Genomic DNA, 21,677 nt, shown 5'->3' with positions numbered 1-21,677 from the left:
ATCCAGCGGGCCGAATCGATGTCGCCCTCACTCTTCTTGGGCGCGCTCCGAGCCGTCGATGTCTGTATTGGGGGCCGATTCCAGACGGGCGGCGGCTATCAGGCACCGACGGCGGGATAGCTGCGATTGGTCGGGAAGCGATCAGCGCGACCACTACCGACCTAGCTCATTCTGTCGCCATTCAGACTCAAATGGACCAAACATGTCAAAACTAGCGATCGATGAGATCGACCGAAGAATCCTGGCGATCCTACAGTCCAATGCGCATGCGACAAGCGAACAGCTGAGCGAGCAGGTGGGATTGTCGCCGTCGCCATGTGCACGCAGGGTCCGCAGAGGCGACAGGCGTGATCAGGAGTTATGTGGCGGTCGTCGACCAGGTGAAAGTCGGACTGCCCATCAGCGTCTTCGCTTCGATCAAGCGGGAGCGCCAACGTGAGGAAGAACTCGACCGGTTCGCAAAAGCCGTTCAGAGTTGGCCGGAGATCGTCGAGTGCTATCTGATGACCGGCCAGCGGGACTATCTGTTGCGGATCGTGGTGAAGGACCTGGAAGCCTATGAAGCCTTGCTGGAAGGCGTCGCCTCGATCGAGTCGAGCTTTGCACTGGGCCAAGTGAAGCACGCGCAACCGCTGCCTATCCAATAGCGAATTTTCCGATGCCGATACACTGCGCCGCGCCTTCGCCCGGCATGTCGGCGTAACCCCTGCCGAATATCGAAAGCGGTTTGCAGGCATGACGGGCTGATTGGCGATCGGCTTGTGCGATGTGCCGACATCGACCTGACGTCGCAATCGGCCTTTGGCTCGAGCATCCCTCTCGCCGCATCGGTCGCGCATCAAACCGTGACGCGGGGACAGCAATCGCAGGCGGCTTCAGTTCAGCCCACAATTGCTCTCGGCTCAAGGAAGGCATCCAGGCCGAATGAGCCGAACTCGCGGCCAATGCCCGAATGCTTGAAGCCGCCGAAAGGCACGGAATAGTCGCCAGCCTGATCGTTCAGCAGCACGCGCCCGGCTTCAAGTCGACGGGCAACGCGCCGCATCTCGGTCTCGTTCGCGCCGACCACGTAGGACTGCAGACCATACTCCGTGTCGTTGGCGATCCGCACGGCATCGTCCTCATTCTCGTAGGCGATCACGCTTAGCACCGGCCCGAAGATCTCCTCACGGGCAATGCGCATATCGTTCGTCACATTGCCAAAGACGGTCGGCTTCACGAACCAGCCCCGCTCGAGCCCTTCGGGTCGGCCTGCTCCCCCAGCGATCAGCGTCGCCCCTTCATCCAGCCCGAGACGGATATACGACTGAACTCGTTCCCATTGCCTCGCGCTGACCATCGGCCCGATGTCGCTGGTTGGGTCGCTGGACGGTCCGGCCTTCATCGCTGACACCACCTGGCGCAGTCGCGCGCAGACCTCGTCCAGGCGCCAAGCGGGCACCAGCAGCCGTGTGCCGGCTATGCAGGCTTGCCCGCTGTTGCGAAAAGCGGCAGCCAGAATGTGCGGAAGCGCTTCATCAAGATTGGCGTCGTCGAGCATGACCTGTGGCCCCTTGCCGCCGAGCTCCAGCGTCACGCGCTTGAACGTCTCTGCTGCTGCCCGAAGGATTGCGCGGCCAGTTCCGGTCGAACCCGTGAAGGTGACCTTCGCGACATCGGGATGCCTGCTGAGTTCGGCGCCAACCGTGTTGCCATATCCGTTCACAACGTTCAGCACCCCACGTGGCAATCGGGCCTCGTGGAGCGCCTCGAGCAAGGTCTGCGTCTGGATCGCGCTCATCTCGGACGGCTTGATGACGATGGTTGTGCCGGCTGCGATTGCCATGGCGAGTTTCGAGCAAATGAAGCCGTTGCTGGAATTCCAAGGCGTAATCGCAGCAACAACGCCAATTGGCTCCATCGTCACCTCTGCATTGCCGATTTGTCGGGTGAAGGGGTAGCTGGATACGGTCTTTGCCGCGGCGTCGAACACTCCAGCCGCGTAGGGGGCTGCAAATGCCAGGAAGCTTGGTGCGGCTCCATACTCAAGAGCCATGGCTTCGGTGAGCTCATCTGCATGAGCGAGTACCGCATCGCGCAGCCGATGGAGCATGGCAATCCGTTCGGTCAATGTTGTCTGCCGCATTGCGGGGAAGGCGCGCTTGGCAGCTGCAATTGCAGCCTGCGCGTCTTCGACGTTCCCGAGGCGGACCTCGCCAATCTTCTCTTCAGTTGCGGGATTGAAGAGGTCGAAGTGCTCATCGCCCTGCGGCGCCACGAACTCCCCGTCGACATAGATGCGATCGATCATTCTCATCGGGCTGTCTCCTGTTGATGAGAGAAGATATGCCTCCAGAGCGCTGGTGTGATAAGATCACCAATAAGCACCAGTCTGATGAGTATTTTCGTACAATGAAGGCGAGCATCAACGAACTTGAAGCCGTGACTGCCATTGCGCGGCTCGGCGGCTTTCGCCCGGCCGCAAGAGAACTCAGCGTTTCGTCATCCGCACTGAGCCATGCCGTTTCGGCACTTGAGGCCCGCCTCAATGTCCGTCTATTCAACCGAACCACTCGGTCCGTCGTCCTTACTGCCGCTGGCGTGGCATTCGTGGCTGACATAGGCCCGGCATTGGCCGCCATCGAGCGGGCGGTCGAACAGGCTCAGGAGACCCAGGCGCGGCCCACTGGCGTGCTGCGCCTCAATACATCGCTAGGCGCTGCGCGCATGCTGCTGGAACCGCTGCTGCTCGAGTATCTTCGGCGATACCCGGAGATGTCCTTGGAACTGGCGACTGAGGGGGCCTTGATCGACGTCATCGGCGAGGGCTTCGATGGAGGCTTCCGCCTGGCCGAAGCCGTACCGCCCGACATGATCGCTATTCCAGTGACGCGGCAGGAACGGATGATCGTGGTTGGATCACCCGCTTATTTCCAGCGACGTCCTGCACCTCAACATCCTCATGATCTTGTCTCACATGATTGCATTCGCGCACGAATGGCCAGCGGACGGGTTTATCGCTGGGAATTCGCCAGACGCGGTGAAAGTATGGAGGTCGATGTGCCGGGGAGGCTCGTGCTTGATGAGAGCAGCCTCATCCATCAAGCGACACTCGCCGGCGCAGGCCTGGCATTCTTGTGGGAATGGCTGGTGCGAGACGACATCGCAGCCGGACGCCTCGTCAGGGCACTGGACGATTGGACGCCGCCTTATGACGGTGTGTGCCTCTATTATCCCGGCCGCCGCCATGTCCCGACTAAACTTCGAGCCATGATTGACCTGGCCAGGGAACTCTACAGAGCGGACGGTGTCGGCAGGGATTCCACGCTGCATGGCGCGACTCCCACTGCCTAGACATCCATCTCCTTCGCCGCTCTTTCCCCCCGAGGCTCAAGGCGAGGAACGTCGCTTGAGCCGGATGCTTCAAGTATCATCTTTTATCATGAAGCAAACTCTTCCAGTTTGGCCGCGAATGCATCGACATGCGCTTCCTCAGTCGCCCATGAAGTGACCAGGCGAACAACCGAAGAAGACTCGTCATGGGCCTCCCAAACATAGAAATCAAAGTCGGCCTTGATTTTCTCGATGAGCGTATTGGGCAATATTGGAAACAGCTGGTTGGTTTCTGTTTCAGCTACGAAGCGGTAACCCGCATTTGAGATTTTCGATGACAGTCGCATGGCCATGTCGTTGGCATGGCGAGCAAGGTCAAAATAGAGCCCTTCGCGGAACAATTCCCTGAACTGCAATCCCAAAACACGTCCTTTGGCAAGCAGCGCCCCGCGTTGCTTGATGTGGAACCTGAACTCCTCGCGCAGCTCTTGATTGGAAATCACAATTGCCTCGCCCAGGAGCGCGCCGACCTTCGTGCCGCCGATCCAAAAAAAATCGGTCAGTTCAGCAATATCTTTCAAGGTGAGATCGTTCCTCGTCGCCGAAAGGGCAGCACCGAGCCGGGCGCCATCCAGCAGCAGAAGCAGCCCCCGCTCCTTGCATAATCTTGAAATCGCGCGCAATTCCGCCTTCGTATAGAGCGTACCGACCTCCGTCGCATTTGACAGATAGACGAGCCTCGGCTTTGCCATGTGCGGAAAGTGAGCATTCGCCTTTAGAGCGGCATCAATACTTTCCGGCGTCAGTTTTCCTCCAACAGGAGGCACAGTGATGATCTTGTGGCCAGTGGCCTCGATCGCACCAGTCTCCCGAACGACGATGTGGCCGCTTGCCGGGGCGATCACCGCTTCATGAGATCGCAAGGCCGCAGATATGATCAGGATGTTTGCAAGCGTGCCGCTGGAAACGAACCAGACGTCGGGATCGACATCACCCATGTGCTGACGGATCAATCCGCGCGCCTCCTGCGAATAGATATCGTCTCCATAGGCCGTTTGCTGGACCATGTTGGTCACCAAAAGCGCCTCGAGAATGTCTGGGTGTGCGCCTTCGCTGTAGTCGTCCAAGAAGCTGTGTCGCGTCATCTCGATCTCCTCAATGGCGTACCGGTCCAATGTCAAGCGAACGAAATCGCTTCGACGTGCGGTTCGTTCTAGGCCGGGCCATGCGTAATGTTTTGTAGGAAATTGCTCAGGCTGCGGATCTTGTGGCCTGCAACATGCCGGGTGTGTAGCCCAAAGAGCGACGGAACGCGTGGGTCATGTGCGCCTGATCGACAAAACCAACCGCCGCTGCGGCGTCTGCCAGGCAATTGCCCGCGAGTATCATGCTTGAAGCTCGACGTACGCGCACTTGCGACAGGTAGGCGTGTGGGGGCAGGCCATAAGTAGCCCTGAACTGCCGCAGCAGGTGGAACTTGCTGATACCGGCCAGCTCTTTTAGCTCAAACAGGCTGATGGGCTCGCAATAGCGTTCTTCGAGCAGATCGCGGACCTGGCGCAGGGCAGGCCAATGTCGACCTTGGACTACTTGAGGACGTCGGCCCGCATGGCGTTCGACAGCCATGCGAATGGCGGCGAGGTACAGTGTTTCAAACTCCAGCCCCTGCAGATGGCGAGAGGCCGTCATCTGATGAAGCCGCTGCAGCAGCAAATGGAGTTCTGGATCGTCGACCGCTGGGGAGTTGAAGGTAACGTCGGGCGTCCCAAAGATATCCTCGGCGGCTTGCCCGACTTGGGCCGCAGGAGGATAAAACATCCGATACGTCCAACCATTTTCGGCTCCCACCCAGCCCTCATGAACCATGCCAGGGGAGATCAGGCAAACAGTTCCCCGGGGCAGATCGACACGATGCTTGGCGTCATAGGCAAAAGCCTGACAGCCATCCTCGATGATTCCGATGGCAAATTCTTCGTGGAAATGCCGCTGAAAACGATGGTCACGATAGTTGGCCCACAGGAACAGGGTGTCGGCCAAGACACCAGGGCGCCACATCTTGATCGTGTTCACGCTCAAAGGCATCACTTCCTTCCGACCCTCGACGGGGCAGCCACCAGCTACCTGTTTACATCGCTGATTGGCCGACCTCAAAACCTGGCAACGCGACGTCGGCTTTCACGAGCAACCGCAAATCGATACATGTTGCCAAACAATCCACTCGCAGCGATGTTTGCGGTAAATCTCAATCTGCCCCATCGGGCCTAGGCGTTCCATGAATCTTAAGCAGCTGCAGTATTTCCATGTGCTGGCCGAAGAGCTTCATTTCCGCCGCGCAGCCGAAAAGCTGAACATCACCCAGTCGCCGCTTTCCATCGCCATCCAGAATTTGGAGCAGGAGCTCGGCTGCCAGCTTTTCATCCGCACGCAACGGCGCGTCCAGCTCACCGAAGTCGGTGAACGACTTCGCAACCATGCCAGCAGCATTATCGAGAAGGTCGAGTTCTGCGAGCAGGACCTGAAAGCCGTCATCGGCGGCAAGGCGGGCCAGTTGCGTATTGGCTTTACATCAGCGTCGTCGCTACTCTCGCCGTTTCCAGCACTGATCCACGCGTTCCGCCTCGAGTATCCCGACATCGACGTGACGCTGAAAGAGGCTGCGACGCTGGTGCAGCTCGACGCCATCCAGAACCGCGACCTCGATGTCGGTGTCATTCGCCGTCCGCGACAGCAGCTGGCGACCGCGATCTCCTTCCGCAAGCTCAAGACGGACAAGCTGGTGGTGGCGATGCATGGTACCCACCCTCTGCGGCATCGGGACGAAATCCGCATTGCCGATCTCGCCGGCGAGCACTTCATCTTCTTCCCACGCAAGATGGGCGTCGGCATCTACGACCAGTTCATCGAACTCTGCGGCAAGCGTGGTTTCATGCCCGACATCGTCCAGGAGTCCCAGTCGACCACGACGATTGTCGGGCTGGTTGCAGCGGGCCTCGGCATTGCAATCGTACCGTCCGGCCTCGCCTACATCCAGATCCCTAATGTGATCTTCAGGGACCTTGCCGACGCGGACGCTGAGACCGACCTGCTTTTGGCCTACCGGGCTGGCGAAGAAAACCCGCGGCTCGTGCATCTCATCCGCCTGGCACAGAGCGCATTTGCATGACTGGAACATCCCCTCCGCCGGTGACGGAGGGGATGAACTGAAGGTCGCTAGTCTATTCGGCCAGCCAGGTCGACGACTGGTCGAGGTAGAGGAAGTTGCTGGGGCTGAATGTCCAACCCTTCAGGGACGACGCCATGGCGACATCACGCTCCAGCCAGACCACCGGCAACGAATAGGACTTTTCATAGAGCCGCTTTTCGAAGGCACGCAGCAGTTCCTTACGCTTGGCCGCGTCGGTCTCGGTCGTCTGCTTGACCCACAGGCCGTCCAACTCGCGATCGGTGAAACGGCCGGCCGAGCGCGCCGACTGATCGTACGAAACATACTTCGTCATCTGTTCGGTCGGCTCTTCGCGCAAGGCGGAGTAGATATCGGTGATCGCCTGGAAATCGCCGCTGTTGATGGCTGCTGCCCAAGGCGGCGTCTCGACGACGTGGTTGTTGGCGGTCACGCCGATCTGGCGCCACTGATCGATGAGGAACACGCCGAAATCAACGACGATAGGCGGTCCGTTGCGGACGGTCAGATCGAAGGTCAGGTTCTCCTGCCCTGCTTCCTTCAGCAAGCGGCGAGCCTCGACCCGGGATGCCTCGATATCGGCCCCGAAGCCGGTGAACTGCTTCAGCTCCTCATCCGACGAAGCGAAGGCGCCGCCCGGCATGAAGATGCCGCCAGGGAAGCGCATCTCAGTCGTCGTCCCCAACGCCTTGGCCGCGCCCCAGCGGTCGATGGCGAGATTGAGCGCGCGTCGTACCCGCTCATCGTCGAAAGGCGGCTTGGTCGAATTGAACGTCACCAGGAAATGAGTGAGCGACGGGCCGGAATTGACCGTCACGCCCTCGCCCATGGCACCCTTGAGGCGCTCTGCACTGGCAGGGCTGACACCGCGGAAATCGGTGGCGACCTGTCCCGCCTGGATAGCATTGGCGACCGCGGGGCCCTCCATCGTGTAGGATTCAAGCGCGTCGAGATAGGGCTGGCCCTGGCGGAAGTATCCGTCGAAGCGCGACGCCTTCCAGACGGATCCCGAGACGAAGTCGTCGAACTTGTAGGGCCCGCTGCCCATGACTTTGCGCTTCGGGTAATCCGGGTCGGATGCCAGCAAGGCGGCCGAATAGACGCAGTTCCACGGCGATGCGAAGGTGCCGAGCACAGAGGTGTCCCACGCCTTCAGCGTGAAGCGGACGGTGGTGTCGTCTACCGCCTCGATCTTGGCGATCTGACGAAACGCTTCGATGCGTTCGGAAACGACACCTTTGGGCGGAAAGGCCAGCCTCTCGTAGGTTGCCGCCACATCTTTCGCCGTCAGCTGTGTGCCGTCATGGAATTTCACATCCGGCCGAAGCTTGAACGTATAGGTCAGCGCGGCCGGATCGGCCTGCCAGTTCTCGGCCAGATCACCATCGATTTCGGGATAGGCGCCGGGCTTGAAGCGCAGCAGCGTCGAGTAATGCGGCGCCAGCCGCATCAGCGCTGCGAAGTGGTTGGCGCTGTGGCAGTCGAAATCAGCGGGATCGTCGCTGACCGCGTAGCGCAGCGTACCGCCGGACTTCGGCTGATCCTGGGCTGTTGCAGGGAAATTGCCTGCTATGCCAAGCGTTGTGGCGAGCACCAGCGTGCTCAGTCGACGTCGTAGGTTCACAATGTTCCTCCCATGGTGAAGTTTTTGAACTGTCAGTCAGTCATCTGTCTCGGTTGGATTTCGGATCGAGAAGATCGCGCAGCGCATCGCCGAACATCGAAAAGGCAAAGATGACGATCGCAATGGCGAGGCCGGGGAACACGACGATCCACGGCGCGGTCATGGCGGTGTTGAAGGCGTTGCCGGCAAGCATGAGGCCCCAGGACGGCACAGGCTCGACCACGCCAAGGCCGAGATAGGACAGCGACGCCTCGATCAGGATCGCCTGGCTGACGAATGCCGTGAGCATGACGATGTAGGGCCCGAAAATGTTCGGCGCCATGTGCAGGGCGATGATGCGGGCATGGCCAAACCCCAGAGTGCGCGCGGCATCGACATACGACATGCGCCGGATCGACAGTGCCTGGGAGCGGGCCACACGCGCCATCTTAGGAATGATCGGCAACGCGATGGCGAAGACCAGATTGACGTCGACACCCAGCATCATGTTGCGACCCAGCGTCGAAACCAGCACCAGTGCCAGCACGGTGATCGGGATCGCCAACAATATCTCCATGAAGCGTTCGAGGATAATGTCCGCCCAGCCGCCGAAATAGGCCGAACCGATGCCCAGAAGCGCGCCGATCGTGCAGCCGATGAAGCTCGCCGTGACGCCGATCAGAAGTGCGGTTCGACCGCCATAAAGCACACGGCTGAGGATATCCCGGCCGAAGCTGTCGGTACCGAGCCAATGCGCAGCCGACGGCGCCTGCACCGCCGCGCCGTAGTCGTTGGCGAGCGGGTCATAAGGCGCGATCAGCGGTGCAAACAGCGTCAGAAACACGCTGGTGACGATCACCAGCAGGCCCAATGCGCCGAGCGGTTCGTTGATGACGAAACGCAAGATGGCATTGCGTTGCTTGGGCTGTTGGCTGAGCAGTTCAGTGGCAACCGTAGCGGGGAAGATGTCGCGCATGGGATCAGGCCAGCTTGATACGAGGGTCGATCGCCGCATAGGCGAAATCGACGAGGAGGTTTACTGCCACGAAGATGACGGTCAGCACCATGACAATGCCCTGGATGATGGCGAGGTCGCTGCGCGATACCGCATCGAGGAACAGCCGGCCGATGCCATTGAGCGAAAACACCTGCTCGATGACGACAAGACTGCCGATCAGGAGCGCGAATTCGAGCCCGATCATGGTGATGGTCGGCAGCAACGAGTTTGGAATGACATGGCGCCGGATGATGCTGCGTGCCTTGAGACCCTTGGCGCGGGCGGTGCGGACAAAATCCTCGTGCATTACCTCGATGACTGAAGATCGCATCATGCGGATGAGGATTGCCGCGTAGCGGTAGCCGATGGCGATCGCCGGAAGCGCCAGCTGTTGCAGCAGCCGAAGCGGATCGTCGAAAAGCGACGGTGAGCCGAGCGGAGGCAGCCAGTTAAAGTACCACAGCATGACAAGGGCAATGAGCATGCCGAACCAGAATGACGGGAGCGCGATGCCGCCTATGGCGAAGGTGCGGATGGCGTAGTCGATCCACGTTTCGCGATAGATCGCAGCGATCGTGCCGAGCGGAATGGCAATCACAAGCGCAAGCAGCATGGCCAATACCGCCACCTGCAAGGTGACAGGCAGGCGCAGTGCGATCTCTTCCGTAACCGGCTTGCTGGTCCAGCTTGACGTTCCCAGGTCGAAGGTGGCGAGACCAGCCAGAAAGTCGCCATACTGCACAAGGATCGGCCGATCGAGGCCGAGGCGGGCACGCTCCGAAGCAACCAGTTCAGGCGTCGGATTGCCGCCTTCGGCGCGAAGCATGGTTTCCACCGTGTCGCCCGGCAAGACGTTCAGCATGAAGAAGATCAGTGTCGCGACGCCGAGCAGTGTCGGGATGGAAAGCAGCAGGCGACTGGCAACATAACGAAGCATGGCGCTAGACCTTGATGCAGGCGACGTGATGCGTTTCGGAAAACGCGACGGGCATGGGCACGGCTGTTGCACATTCAGCGCTGGCCAGAGGGCAACGCGTGCGGAAGACGCAGCCACTCGGAGGGTCGAGTGGCGAAGGCAGTTCGCCTTTGACGGCTATGGCCTGCCGTTGGTCACCGCCGACGTCCTTCAGAGACGGGACCGCTGCCAGCAACGCCTGGGTGTAGGGATGCTTTGGGGCTGCAAACAGCTCGCCTGCAGTGCCAGTCTCGACAATGCGGCCAAGATACATGACCGCGACGCGGTCGGAGATGTGACGGATAACGGCAAGATCATGCGCGATGAGCAGATAGCTCAGGCCGAGCTTCGCCTGCAGATCGGCCAGAAGGTTCATGATCTGCGCCTGGATCGAGACATCGAGCGCGGATACGGGCTCGTCCAGGATGATGAATTTCGGGTTCATCCCGAGCGCCCGGGCGATACCGACGCGCTGGCGCTGACCGCCCGACATCTGGTGCGGATAGCGTGTGGCGATATCGCTGGGCAGGCCGACCAGTCCGAGCAGTTCCTCGACACGCCCTGCCGCCTCGATCTTTGTCTTGCAGATGCCGTGGACGAGGAGCGGTTCGGCCAAGGCGTGCCCGACCCTGTGGCGCGGATTGAGCGATGTGTACGGGTCCTGGTAGACCACCTGAACATCCTGGCGCAGCCGGATCATCTCAGCCTTCGTCGCTGCCAGCATGTCGTGTCCCTGATAGTCGGCGCGGCCGGCGGTCGCCGCCTCAAGCCGCAGCAGCGTGCGGGCAACCGTGGTCTTGCCACAGCCGGATTCGCCAACCAGGCCAAGCGTGCCGCCTTGAGGCACGTCAAAATCGATGGCCTGCAGCGCCCTCACGACAGCGCCCTTGCCGAGATGGAAATCCTTGCTCAGGCCGCGCACACGCAGGGCGGTTTCACCACCGGCCTTTCTGCCCTGCCCTTCCCGCCCGGACAGGTGCTCAGTTGCCTTGTCCTTTTCGCCGGGGTGGAAACAGGCGAAGTGATGCCCCTCCTCGTCCATATCCCCGGGGAGCCTGGCGCAGGTCTCCGTGGCGGCTTCGCAACGCAACCGGAAGGCACAGCCCGAAGGCAGGCAGCGCAGGCTTGGCGGCTGGCCGGGGATCGTCCTGAGGCGGTCCTGGCGCGGCTGGTCGAGATGCGGCACCGCTTCGAGCAGACCGATCGTGTAGCGATGGCGCGGATGGTTGAGCACCTGCCTTGAGGTACCGGATTCGACGATGCGCCCCGCATACATGACATTGACGCGGTCGGCATAGCGCGCGACCAGCCCGAGATTGTGGGTGATCAGCACCAGGCCGACGCCGAGCTCGTCGACGAGGCTGCGCAGCAATTCGAGGATCTGTGCCTGGATGGTCACGTCAAGGGCTGTGGTTGGCTCGTCGGCGATGATCACCTTCGGATTGCAGGCAAGCGCGATCGCGATCATGGCGCGCTGGCGCATGCCGCCGGAAAACTCGTGCGGATATTGATGTAACCGACGTCTGGGGTCGGTTACGCCGACCTTGGTCAACAGCTCCACGGCGCGTGCCTCGGCATCCTTCACCGTCATGTCGAGATGCTCGAGCATCGGCTCGATGATCTGCCGGCCGATGGTGAGCAGCGGATTGAGCGAGGTCATCGGCTCCTGGAAGATCATGGCGATGTCGCGCCCACGCAGGCGCCGCATCGCTTCTTCGGGAAGCGCGAAAAAATCCTTGCCGCAGAGTTTTGCAGAACCGGTGAAACGCGTCGCGCCGCCGCCGGGCAAAAGCCGCATCACCGCAAGCGACGACACCGACTTGCCGCAGCCGGATTCACCGACAAGGGCAACCACTTCGCCGGCATGCACGTCATAGCTGATGCCGCGAACCGCATTGAGCAAGGCGTCCTGCGAAACGAACTGGACATGAAGGTCGCGCACCGAAAGCAGCGGCGTTGTGTCCGCAAGTGCGGTCCCGGAGCCATCTGCGTCGACCAACGCCGCCTTTGCAGTTGATGCCATAACGTCGTTTACCTTCGCGCTCTTTTTGGATTCGGCCGGAAGCTTCGCGATGGCGTCGCGAGCTGCTGCGTCGGCCGTGGTCCAGTGCGCTTGCATGACAGGCTTACTCAAAGTCGAAAAGGGTTTGCGGGTTGTCGACGAGTATTGCTTTGCGGTCATTTGCGTCCGGCGCCCAGTCGACAAGCAGATTGAGCAGTTCGCCTGTGTCGCGGCCGGAATGCGGGATATGCGGCCAGTCGGATCCCCAGATGGCGCGGCGCGGATTCTGCGCAACGATGGCCCTGGCGACGTCCGCGACCGCCTCGTAGCCTTTGTCCTTGGCGATACGGTAGGGACCGCTCAGCTTCAGATAGCATTGGCCTTCGGTCATCAGGGCCAGCAGGCGCTTGAAATCGGCTTGCGTCAGGCCATCGGATGCCAGCATGTAGCCCATGTGGTCGATGACATAAGGTGTCTCGACGCCATGCAGGAAATCGACCAGATCGCGCACGACGTAACCCGGCGCATAGAACTGCAGGTGCCAGCCAAGCGCGTCGACCATCTTCGCCATCCTGGCGATGTAGTCCTTGATGTCGTCGATCGGCTGCTGGGCGCGCTTGAACAGATCGAGGCGGATACCCCTGACACCGGCCTCGTGGAAGCTCTCCAGCGCGGTGCGACTGACATCGTCCTCGACCATGACCAGGCCACGCGCCGCCTTGCCTGCCTTGGCAAGCGCATCCAGCAGGCATGAATTGTCGGTCCCATAAAAGCTCGGCTGGACAATCACGAAGCGTTCGATGCCGAGCACACTCATCAGCCCCTGGAAATGCTCAAGCTTGCCGTCGGGCAACGTATAGTGGGGCGCTGAAACATGCGGATAGCGGTCTTCAGGTCCAAAGACATGCATATGCGCGTCGCAGGCGCCTGGTGGTACCGAGAAGTTCGGCAGCGTCAGCCTTTCAAGCGGCAGCATGGGCTCGGATTTGAGAGGTGCATTCATTTGGGTATTCCGTGTTTCGAATGAGGTCAGGCGCGCGCCACCGCGCGCCACTTATCCAGTCGCTGGTTCAAGGCTTCGACGAAGAGGTCGGTGTCGATTGCAGTGAAGACGAAGGGCGCAGCACCCAGTTTCACAAGCGAGGCATAGTGCTCCGGCCCGGCCACGCCACCGATGATCGCGATCTTGCCATGACGGCGCGCAGCCGTGATCGTAAGGCGGCAAAGGTCGGTGACTTCTGCGCTATGAACATCCCCCATGATGCCCATTCCCGCGGAAAGGTCGTTCAGGCCCAGTCCGATGATGTCGACCCCGTCGACCGCGGCGATCTCATCGGCATTGGCGACGGCCTCAGGCGTTTCAAGCAATACCTGCAGGGTGACCCGCTTGTTGGACTTTTCGACACGCTCGGCGCCGGGCAAGCGGCGAAAGCCGAAGGTCGACGTCAACGCGTTGTGAGAGCGCCCGCCTGCGGGCGGATATCGGCAGAAAGAGGCTGCCAGCCGCGCATCGTCAACGGTCACGATGTGAGGCACGATCAGGCCCGAGGCCCCGCCATCAAGAACGCGGCCGATGGCGCCAAAATCACCTTCGGGAATACGAACCCAGGCCTCCAGTCCAAGGTCGGCTGCCGTCGCGCACATGTGGGCGGTGGTGTCGAGCGAGATGGTGGAATGCTCGAGATCGATCCAGACCAGGTCATAGCCGACGCTTGCAGCGATCCTGACGAAGTCGACATTGCGCGCCGTGCGGATACCCAGTGAGTAACAAGGGTTACCGGCACGCAAACGATCGAGGATCGAGACGCTCTGTCTCGAGGCAACAGGCAGCATGTATTCCTCCCGAGATGCTGTCGCGTGAACCACGACTTCACCACGGATCCGATGCTAGCCAGCGTCTTTGATTAGCTCCAATTCAATTGTGAGACTTATTGATTGGCAATGTAGATCAATGTGTCGAGCAAAGCGCAGACGGTCGGCCACGCTGACGCCGTTGTCGTTATGGTCCAGCCGAAGGCCCCATTGATCTACATTGCCAATCAAAATCGCCGTTTGATCGAATTGGCGGATAGGTTCTCGCTCTGGCATGGTGCAGGACAAGCATTTCGGAGGAACCATGCTCGCCCGGCAGAACACCAAACTCTTGCGCCAGATCGGCACGCTGCCGACATCAGGTGCGCGCGCAGCCGAAATCTACAGCATGAACCACCAGACTTTTCTGGCGGTCCCGCAGCTTGCCTATGATCTTGCCGCCACGCCGGCCCATATGAATGGTGGCGACAGCGACACTGACATGCTGATTTTCCGGTGGAACGGCGACGCCTTCATCGAACATTCCCGCCTGTCCGTGCCGGGCGGCGAGGATGCGGAGTTCTTCACCATCAATGGCGCGCACTATCTCGCCACTGCCAGCGCCCGCAAAGGCAAGGGCCCCTATGAACCCAATATCGGGTCGACGATTTTCCGATGGGATGGCGCGGCATGGTCGCATTTCCAGTCGGTACCGGGCTTCCTCGCCAAGCAGTTCCGTCATTTTTCGATCGGCAGCCGGCATTTTCTCGGACTTGCCCTTGGCGTCACGATCGAAGGTGCGGTGGCTACCAATCCGCGCAATTCCTGCATTCTCGAATGGAATGGGACGAGCTTCGAGCTGCTCCAGACGCTGGAAGGCCCATGGGGCTACAACTGGCGCCATTTCACGATCGAAGGCCAGCATTTCCTCGCCTACGCCGATCATGTCGAAGCCTCGCGCATCCTCAGATGGGATGGAAAGCGCTTTGAACTGTTCCAGACACTTGAGGGCAAAACGGGCCGCGCATTCGAAGTGATGCAGGTGGACGGGCAAATCCAGCTTGCCTTCGCCACCATCGCCGGCGACACCACCGTGCTGCAATGGAATGGCCAGGCATTCGAACATTTCCAGACGCTTGGCGGCCCCGGTGGCCGCGAGTTCGCCGCGCTGACGCGCGATAACAGCCACTACCTCGTCCAGATCAATTTCATCGAAGGCTCGCCCAAGGAGCCCAAGACCGCACTTGTCTCCTTCATCCACCAATGGGACGGGGATCAGTGGCAAAAGGTCTTCGAATTCGAAACCTTTGGAGCCACCGACGCGGCCTTCTTCAGCGATCAAGGCAAGACCTATCTGGTCGTCACCAACAGCCTGACGCCTGACGTGCGGTTCCGTCAGGATAGTGCCGTCTTCGAATTCCTCGGCTGATCACGCAGGCAACATGACATGAGCTACCAACCCCACCCTGACTTTCTGCAGCTGTTCGACGCCTATACTGGCCCCAACAGCATGGCGGCCGAGCTAGGCGCAAAGCGCTCGCAGTCCGCCGGCGACAGGTCGCTGCTCGTTTCGACCGGATCCGATCTTGTGCTTTTCCCCGGCGGGGGTGCTGCACCAATCGTCGAAAGCTTTCGCTTGAGTACCCGTGGTTTCAAGGAACTGACCGCCGTGTCGCATCTAGGCACGGTCGCTGCCTGGCTTGCCGAAATGAACGAAAGCGGCGACGGCGACTGGCGCCGCTGGGCCGAAAAGGTTGCGGCGCAGTGCCGGGCCGTGCGCGCGGTCAACGCCGACGCCTACTGGCGCGATGTCGTCCGCGTTGCGGCGTGGAAAGGCATGGAGACAAAGATCGCCGATGTGGTCGATTATGCCTGTCGGGCAACCGAGGCGCTGCTGGCCGATGTGCTGGCACACCCGGAGCGCATGACCTATGCGTATCTCCGCGAGCACTATCTCGAACCGGTCGAGACAAAGACAATTGCGGTGCCATTCAACGACGTCATGGTGGCGACCTTCGCGCTGACCTTCCTCGACATCGCCCATCGCACGCTGTCCTGGGTGCGCGCGCAGGATCTCGACTGGTCCGAACTGATGGTGATGATCTGCGGCAGCTCTGGCCGCCCCACCGCAGGCCTGACATGGGCGACGAACAGCACCTGCCATATTCTGTGGCGCGCTTCTGGCGAACGGTTCCGGCCTGAAAACATGCTGATTGCGCCACATGCGCCGGGGCTGACGCTCGACATGATCAACAGCGGTGCCAACCTCGCCGAGATCGAGGCGCGCTACCGTGCGATGTGGACGCGCACGCGCGTTACCGCCGAGATCGGTGGCAAGATGTTCCAGGGGTTTCCGGGCTTCGTACCCGATATCAATGCAGCGCCAATCATGACGACGGACACCAAAACACTGAGCGAGATGCCGCGCCTGCGCTATCCAGACGACCGACTGACCGCGATCGCAAGATTGAGGTTGGTCATGGAGGATCCGCGTCAATTGCTGTCGAACTCGGTATCCGAGTTCATCATCGACGAGCTTTGCCACAAGGATCTGAACCCGGCAGCCGTCGTCATTCCGGGCTTCACCAACGTGTCATATCCCGCGCGAGGCCGAGGCTAGCCGCCAAACCGGTTGGAGAACGGCTACCCGCCGTTCTCCTTCATACTGACAACTGTTTTCAGATTTGCTTGTTCAGGCGCGCATCCACAGAAACAGGACCGCCACCATGGGCGACGAAATAGACGAGGACCGCAAACCAGAGAATGGATTTTTCCGCGCCTGCAAACCCCTGATCCACGGTGACCCAATGGAACCAGATCGTGACCAACAGGATGATGCTGGTTGCCAACGCCGCTGGTCGGGTCAGCAGGCCAAGGACCAGCAGCACGCCGCCTGCGAACTCGGTCACCGAAAGCAGGACCGACCAGAAGGGAGCGGGGTAGAAGCCGAGCATGCCCACAAGATCCGAGGACCCGAAGGGATCGACGACTTTCTGCGATCCATGCGCTACGAGCAGTCCACCCGTCACCAGGCGAAGTATTGTCTCGCTGGCGGCTTTCGTCCTGGCATAGACGGGAGCAAGTGCCGGAAAAACAAGATTAGCCGCAACAGTTCCATTCATCTTTCGATCTCCTGACGCCGCTTAAGTTCAGTTCACGCTAATTCGAAGCTTTTGGCGTAGGAGGAAGCTATTCTGCACAATTGCCGAGGTCCAATTTCAATCGAGGCGTCAATTGATGGTCAAAACCAATCAATCTTGGAATGGCAATGGGCTCATCCTCACCGAAGCTGGACAAGGACCATCGGCATGCGGCTTTCTGCGAAACTGTGCCGATGCTACAGTTTGCGACTACCGCAAGGGGTGAGTAGCCAATGCCCCGTCGTGAGCCAGCCCCCACTGTAAATCCCGTCGCTGCGGCAGTCGGCCTCCCCGACGCGCCCGTTCTGATCACGCGCGCGGCCAGGGGAACGGGCATGGCGTTCCTCGAACTCAATTGCAGAGTACGCAACGCTGGCATAACCCAGCCCGTGCGCGAGGACGCGTTCCTCATCGCGTTGCAGTTGCGAGGGGCCAACGACTTCGACCTTTATGCCGACGGCCGGGCCGTGCTGCCGCGGGATTTCGACGCTGGTGCTGTTGCGATCTTCGACCTGAGGATGAACTTGGCCACAGACCTCAGGGATCCCTTTCACGCCGTCAATTTCTACATCCCTCACAGGGCGCTAGTGGCCTTGGGCGAGGACGGCGATGTCCCCCGACACATCCAGGAACTTCGCCATACGGTTGGCAGCACCGTTCGCGACCCCGTTGCCCGCGATCTTCTGCTTGCAATGCGCCCTGCCCTGGCAAGCCCGAGAGCCGCATCGGAGCTGTTCATCGACCATCTCGCGCTGGCGCTTTCGATCCATCTTGCCGGCGCCTATGGGAACGTGGCGCAACTGCCGCGACAATGGGGCGGCGGTCTGGCGCCATGGCAGGAACGGCGTGCCAAAGACCTGATCGAAGCCAATCTGGACGGCGGCCTTACGCTCGAAACGCTCGCGCTGTCGTGCAGTCTGTCGAAGCGGCATTTCACTCGCGCCTTTCGGCAATCGACCGGGATGGCGCCGCATCAGTGGCTCCAGCACCGGCGGATCGACAGGGCGATGGATCTGTTGGCGAAAACAGCCATCTCGCTCAGCGACATCGCCTTCGAATGTGGTTTCGCTGACCAGAGCCATTTTACCAGAGCCTTCTCTCGCATCGCGGGTATTCCCCCCAATGCATGGCGGCGAACGAAGCTTGCCTAGTTTGGCCCGAACCTTCCACGTTTGGCTCTTTCATTCAGGACCCTGGGAACCGGCATTCATAACATCCGCTCGTCAATGTTCTGAAAGGAGAACTCAAATGTCGAGCGTATTCACTTTGCTTGCCGCCTCCGCACTTGCTCTGGGGGTTGGCGTGACAGCCGCAAGGTCCCAGTCAGCCGACGTGAAATCGGTTGTTCTCGTCCATGGCGGTTTTGTCGACGGCTCTGGATGGCAAGGCGTCTACGACATCCTGAAAAAGGATGGTTACGATGTCACGATCGTCCAGAACCCGACGACCTCACTGGCTGACGACGTTGCCGTAACCAAGCGCGCCATCGCCGCAGCACCGGGCCAGGTGATACTGGTCGGCCATTCCTATGGCGGCGTGGTCGTGTCGGAGGCCGGCACCGATCCCAAAGTTGCAGCTGTGGTCTACATCGCAGCCTTTGCACCCGATAGCGGGGAGTCCGTCTCAAGCCTGATTGCCAACCCCGCGCCCGGCGCACCGGTACCGCCGATCCTTGCCCCAGTCGACGGCTTCCTGTTCCTAGACAAGGGCAAGTTTGCCGCTTCGTTTGCTGCAGACGTCAAACCCGAACTGGCGGCCTTCATGGCAAATTCGCAGGTTCCGTGGGGACTCGCAGCCCTCGACGGCAAGGTGACCGCCCCTGCCTGGAAGGCAAAACCGACCTGGTATCTGGTGGCGACCGAAGACAAGATGATCCCGCCCGAAGCGCAGCGCGCCATGTCCAAGCGTGCCGGCTCTACCGTTGTCGAAGCGAAGGGCAGCCACGCCATCTACGTCTCCGAGCCGCAAGCAGTGGCCAAGCTGGTCGAGAGCGCAGCCAAGGGCGCCAAGGGGCACTAGTTTTCACTCCCCCGGAAAGCAGAAAGGCCGGCTTGGCCGGCTTTCCGGGGGCGTTCGCTTGCAGGCGACGTTCGCATCCAGCGATCTCGCTCACCCGGAACTCGATCTTGATGTGCGGCGATCCCCGCCTAGACAGCGCTATTGCGAAGCTTGGGCCGCAAGCCGCCCCCGCTCTGCCAATCGGAAGGTGCGGGGGGCCTCGCCGGTTGCACGCAAGAAATAGCGCGAGAAATAGGCAGGGTCGGCAAACCCCAGCCGTAAGCCGACTTCCTGGGCCGGCAAATCCGTGAAGACGAGCGTGCGCTTTGCCTCTTCGATCAGTTTGCGCGCAATATAGGCATGCACGGTCGATCCCGTCGCCGTCTTGACGATACGATTGAGATGAGTCGGAGACACCCCAAGTTCACGGGCATAGAAGCTGGCTGGCCTCTGGTCGCGAAAATGCTGCTGAATGAGCCCGTTGAGATGTTCCATTCGTCGTAGCGTGTCGCCGGTCCCATCCGCCGGGATGGTCTGCCTCCAAATCCGTGACGTCAGCATCAGTACCGACATCAGATAGGCCTCCATGAGGCCGGTGCGCCCGCTTCGCCGGCGCGCCCACTCTGCCGCAAGCCGTTCAAGCGTCGCCGTCACATAGGCACCGTCGGAATCTTCAGGATCAAACTGGATCACGCGCGGCTCCGCCGCAAAGCGCCCAGCTTCTCCAGCAAGCTGCCCAAAAGGAGCGAGCATCGTGAAGACGTAGCCGTCGATGTCCTTTGAAAAGCGAAAGCCATGGCTGACGCCGGGAGGAACGGTAACGATACCAAATGGCTGCAACTCCACACGATCACTACCAAACAGCGCCTCGCCCGATCCGGCCGAAATGTACAGGATCTGAAAGAAGCTTCCGTGCCTGTGCAAACGGATCTCGTAGCCATGCATGCTGCTTCGCGACGGGATCGTTTCGCAATGCAACCAGAAATCAGGCGTATCGCCAGTATTTTCGCCATAGAGGTCATATGTCGGGACAGGTCTTGCCATCATAATGCCGGCTGTTTGAAATGTTCGATTTGTACAAGTCAAAGGTCGTTCCGTCCATTGTCCGCTCCCGCCTCTTTCCCGACTATCTGCCCACGCCGGCTCGGGAGGATGTCATGCGTGTTCAGGTTGCCATCATAGGCTCCGGCCCGTCAGGCCTTCTGCTTGGCCAACTGCTTGGCAATGCAGGCATCGAAACCGTCATCATCGACCGCGCGAGCCGCAATCATATCCTTGATCGCGTGCGCGCCGGTGTGCTGGAGGAAGGGACCGCCAGGCTCATGGATCAGGCAGGCGTCGGCGCTCGCATGCACGCCGAAGGCCTACCTCACAACGGCTTCTCGCTCGCATTCGACGGTCGCGACCATCGCATCGATCTGTTTGCCCTTACCGGTGGAAGTCGCATGCTGGTCTATGGCCAGACAGAACTGACCCGCGACTTGATCGACAAACGCGATGCTGATGGCCAGCCTTCGGTCTACGAGGCCATCGACGTTGCGCCGCATGCCTTCGATGGCAGCAGACCTTATGTCACATATGAAAAGAACGGCCAGACACACCGCATTGACTGCGACTTCATTGCCGGCTGCGACGGCTATCACGGGACGTGCCGCAGAGCCGTTCCTGACAGCGCGATCCGCACGTTCGAGAAGATCTATCCATTCGGCTGGCTCGGCATCCTATCCGAAGTGCCGCCGGTCAGCGATGAGCTGGTCTATGCCAATCACCCCAACGGCTTCGCGCTGTGCTCGATGCGCTCGCACACGCGCAGCCGGTACTACATACAGTGTGCCCTCGATGAGAGCATCGAGGAATGGTCGGACGACCGCTTCTGGAGCGAGCTGCGCCGCCGCCTGCCGGTCCACCACGCCGAAGCGATGGTGACAGGACCAAGTTTCGAGAAGTCAATCGCGCCGCTGCGCTCCTTCGTCGCCGAGCCGATGCGTTTCGGCAGTCTCTTTCTTGTCGGCGATGCGGCCCATATCGTGCCACCGACAGGCGCCAAGGGACTGAATTTGGCGGCGAGCGACGTGCACTATCTCTTCGCCGGCCTGCGCGAATACTATGAAGATCGCTCGGCATCCGGGATTGACGCCTATTCTGCAAGGGCGCTCGCCCGCGTCTGGAAGGCCGAGCGTTTCTCGTGGTGGATGACGACAATGCTTCACCGGTTTCCCAATACCGGAGACTTCGACCAGAAGATCCAGGAGGCGGAACTTGATTACCTCACCCACTCCCATGCCGCAGAAAAGGTGCTCGCCGAAAACTATGTCGGCCTGCCCTATTAGGCATTTGCGCCGCGACGCAGCAAAGGAGGTATCCCGGAGCGTCGACGTCGATTGCGACGCTACTGCAAGCAGGTTTCGACGATTCAGGTTTCTATCTCGTGCTCGATCTCGGCTAAGGTCGCCTACCAACGAACACTTGCCCTCTGTCGGCGCCAACTCGGCCGAAACCGCAACCGCTCGCGACCTGTGACGCCTGATCCATACAGGGCACACCAGCGACGCTGCGAATAACTCTTGCCCACCTCAAAAGCCTATAACGGCGTGGCCGGCGCGAGAATGATCCAAGTCGCAAGGTGCAAAAGATGCCAAGTGCATTTTTCGCCTCCGGCATGATTGCTGGACACGAGCTGGGGATCTCGAAGGAAGGC

18 protein-coding genes and 1 pseudogene are annotated in these 21,677 nt (G+C 60.4%); 8 read left to right on the top strand and 11 right to left on the bottom strand.

Annotation, left to right across the window (positions count from 1 at the left end; translation table 11 throughout):
• Positions 1 to 202 precede the first annotated feature (202 nt).
• A pseudogene (locus NDO48_RS17280) lies at positions 203 to 647 on the top strand (Lrp/AsnC family transcriptional regulator).
• Positions 648 to 880: 233 nt separating this feature from the next.
• Here NDO48_RS17280 and NDO48_RS17275 read toward each other — a convergent pair.
• Positions 881 to 2,296: an aldehyde dehydrogenase family protein gene (locus NDO48_RS17275; RefSeq protein ID WP_267321879.1), complete on the bottom strand. Its 1,416-nt coding sequence runs from the start codon at positions 2,294 to 2,296 to the stop codon at positions 881 to 883.
• Between the two features lie 95 nt (positions 2,297 to 2,391).
• On the opposite strand from NDO48_RS17275, the gene NDO48_RS17270 reads away from it, so the two are divergent.
• A complete protein-coding gene (locus NDO48_RS17270; protein ID WP_267322000.1) occupies positions 2,392 to 3,333 on the top strand; it encodes a LysR family transcriptional regulator in 942 nt (313 codons plus the stop codon).
• A gap of 86 nt (positions 3,334 to 3,419) precedes the next feature.
• On the opposite strand, the gene NDO48_RS17265 is transcribed toward NDO48_RS17270, so the two are convergent.
• Both NDO48_RS17265 and NDO48_RS17260 read right to left on the bottom strand, forming a co-directional pair.
• Positions 3,420 to 4,457, bottom strand: coding sequence for a threonine aldolase family protein (locus NDO48_RS17265; RefSeq protein WP_267321878.1), 1,038 nt, complete (start codon positions 4,455 to 4,457; stop codon positions 3,420 to 3,422).
• A 106-nt stretch (positions 4,458 to 4,563) separates the two neighbouring features.
• Positions 4,564 to 5,382 (bottom strand): AraC family transcriptional regulator, encoded by an 819-nt coding sequence (locus NDO48_RS17260; protein ID WP_267321999.1) that lies wholly within the window; start codon positions 5,380 to 5,382, stop codon positions 4,564 to 4,566.
• 202 nt (positions 5,383 to 5,584) lie between these two features.
• On the opposite strand from NDO48_RS17260, the gene NDO48_RS17255 reads away from it, so the two are divergent.
• Complete coding sequence (locus NDO48_RS17255) at positions 5,585 to 6,475, top strand: LysR family transcriptional regulator (protein ID WP_267321877.1); 891 nt, start codon at positions 5,585 to 5,587, stop codon at positions 6,473 to 6,475.
• A 52-nt stretch (positions 6,476 to 6,527) separates the two neighbouring features.
• On the opposite strand, the gene NDO48_RS17250 is transcribed toward NDO48_RS17255, so the two are convergent.
• From NDO48_RS17250 to NDO48_RS17225, 6 genes are all read right to left on the bottom strand, one after another.
• Positions 6,528 to 8,117, bottom strand: a complete 1,590-nt coding sequence (locus NDO48_RS17250; RefSeq protein ID WP_267321876.1) for an ABC transporter substrate-binding protein — start codon at positions 8,115 to 8,117, stop codon at positions 6,528 to 6,530.
• 40 nt (positions 8,118 to 8,157) lie between these two features.
• Positions 8,158 to 9,072: an ABC transporter permease gene (locus NDO48_RS17245; protein ID WP_267321875.1), complete on the bottom strand. Its 915-nt coding sequence runs from the start codon at positions 9,070 to 9,072 to the stop codon at positions 8,158 to 8,160.
• 4 nt (positions 9,073 to 9,076) lie between these two features.
• Positions 9,077 to 10,030 carry an ABC transporter permease gene (locus NDO48_RS17240; RefSeq protein ID WP_267321874.1) on the bottom strand — a complete coding sequence of 318 codons (954 nt, stop codon included), beginning with the start codon at positions 10,028 to 10,030 and terminating at the stop codon, positions 9,077 to 9,079.
• 4 nt (positions 10,031 to 10,034) lie between these two features.
• Positions 10,035 to 12,071 carry an ABC transporter ATP-binding protein gene (locus NDO48_RS17235; protein ID WP_267321873.1) on the bottom strand — a complete coding sequence of 679 codons (2,037 nt, stop codon included), beginning with the start codon at positions 12,069 to 12,071 and terminating at the stop codon, positions 10,035 to 10,037.
• Positions 12,072 to 12,174: 103 nt separating this feature from the next.
• Positions 12,175 to 13,053 carry an amidohydrolase family protein gene (locus tag NDO48_RS17230; RefSeq protein ID WP_267321872.1) on the bottom strand — a complete coding sequence of 293 codons (879 nt, stop codon included), beginning with the start codon at positions 13,051 to 13,053 and terminating at the stop codon, positions 12,175 to 12,177.
• Between the two features lie 26 nt (positions 13,054 to 13,079).
• Positions 13,080 to 13,883 carry an HpcH/HpaI aldolase family protein gene (locus NDO48_RS17225; RefSeq protein WP_267321871.1) on the bottom strand — a complete coding sequence of 268 codons (804 nt, stop codon included), beginning with the start codon at positions 13,881 to 13,883 and terminating at the stop codon, positions 13,080 to 13,082.
• 283 nt (positions 13,884 to 14,166) lie between these two features.
• On the opposite strand from NDO48_RS17225, the gene NDO48_RS17220 reads away from it, so the two are divergent.
• Both NDO48_RS17220 and NDO48_RS17215 read left to right on the top strand, forming a co-directional pair.
• A complete protein-coding gene (locus tag NDO48_RS17220; protein ID WP_267321870.1) occupies positions 14,167 to 15,270 on the top strand; it encodes a hypothetical protein in 1,104 nt (367 codons plus the stop codon).
• Positions 15,271 to 15,288: 18 nt separating this feature from the next.
• Positions 15,289 to 16,461 carry a DUF5624 domain-containing protein gene (locus NDO48_RS17215; RefSeq protein WP_267321869.1) on the top strand — a complete coding sequence of 391 codons (1,173 nt, stop codon included), beginning with the start codon at positions 15,289 to 15,291 and terminating at the stop codon, positions 16,459 to 16,461.
• 58 nt (positions 16,462 to 16,519) lie between these two features.
• Here the strand turns inward: NDO48_RS17215 and NDO48_RS17210 are convergent, their stop codons facing one another.
• Positions 16,520 to 16,963 (bottom strand): DoxX family protein, encoded by a 444-nt coding sequence (locus NDO48_RS17210; RefSeq protein ID WP_267321868.1) that lies wholly within the window; start codon positions 16,961 to 16,963, stop codon positions 16,520 to 16,522.
• A gap of 353 nt (positions 16,964 to 17,316) precedes the next feature.
• Between NDO48_RS17210 and NDO48_RS17205 the strand changes: the two genes are divergently transcribed.
• Complete coding sequence (locus NDO48_RS17205; protein WP_267321867.1) at positions 17,317 to 18,132, top strand: AraC family transcriptional regulator; 816 nt, start codon at positions 17,317 to 17,319, stop codon at positions 18,130 to 18,132.
• A 97-nt stretch (positions 18,133 to 18,229) separates the two neighbouring features.
• Complete coding sequence (locus tag NDO48_RS17200; RefSeq protein ID WP_267321866.1) at positions 18,230 to 19,000, top strand: alpha/beta hydrolase; 771 nt, start codon at positions 18,230 to 18,232, stop codon at positions 18,998 to 19,000.
• Positions 19,001 to 19,138: 138 nt separating this feature from the next.
• Here NDO48_RS17200 and NDO48_RS17195 read toward each other — a convergent pair whose 3' ends face one another.
• The gene (locus NDO48_RS17195) at positions 19,139 to 20,023 is read right to left on the bottom strand and encodes a helix-turn-helix domain-containing protein (protein ID WP_267321865.1); all 885 of its coding nucleotides are present in this window, start codon (positions 20,021 to 20,023) and stop codon (positions 19,139 to 19,141) included.
• Positions 20,024 to 20,136: 113 nt separating this feature from the next.
• Between NDO48_RS17195 and pobA the strand changes: the two genes are divergently transcribed.
• Positions 20,137 to 21,309, top strand: coding sequence for a 4-hydroxybenzoate 3-monooxygenase (gene pobA, locus NDO48_RS17190; RefSeq protein ID WP_267321864.1), 1,173 nt, complete (start codon positions 20,137 to 20,139; stop codon positions 21,307 to 21,309).
• Positions 21,310 to 21,677 lie beyond the last annotated feature (368 nt).

Source organism: Aminobacter sp. MET-1 (assembly GCF_026521175.1).
Classification (GTDB): domain Bacteria; phylum Pseudomonadota; class Alphaproteobacteria; order Rhizobiales; family Rhizobiaceae; genus Aminobacter.
Note: the sequence above shows the minus strand (reverse complement) of the source record. Positions and strands in the feature narration are given on the sequence as shown.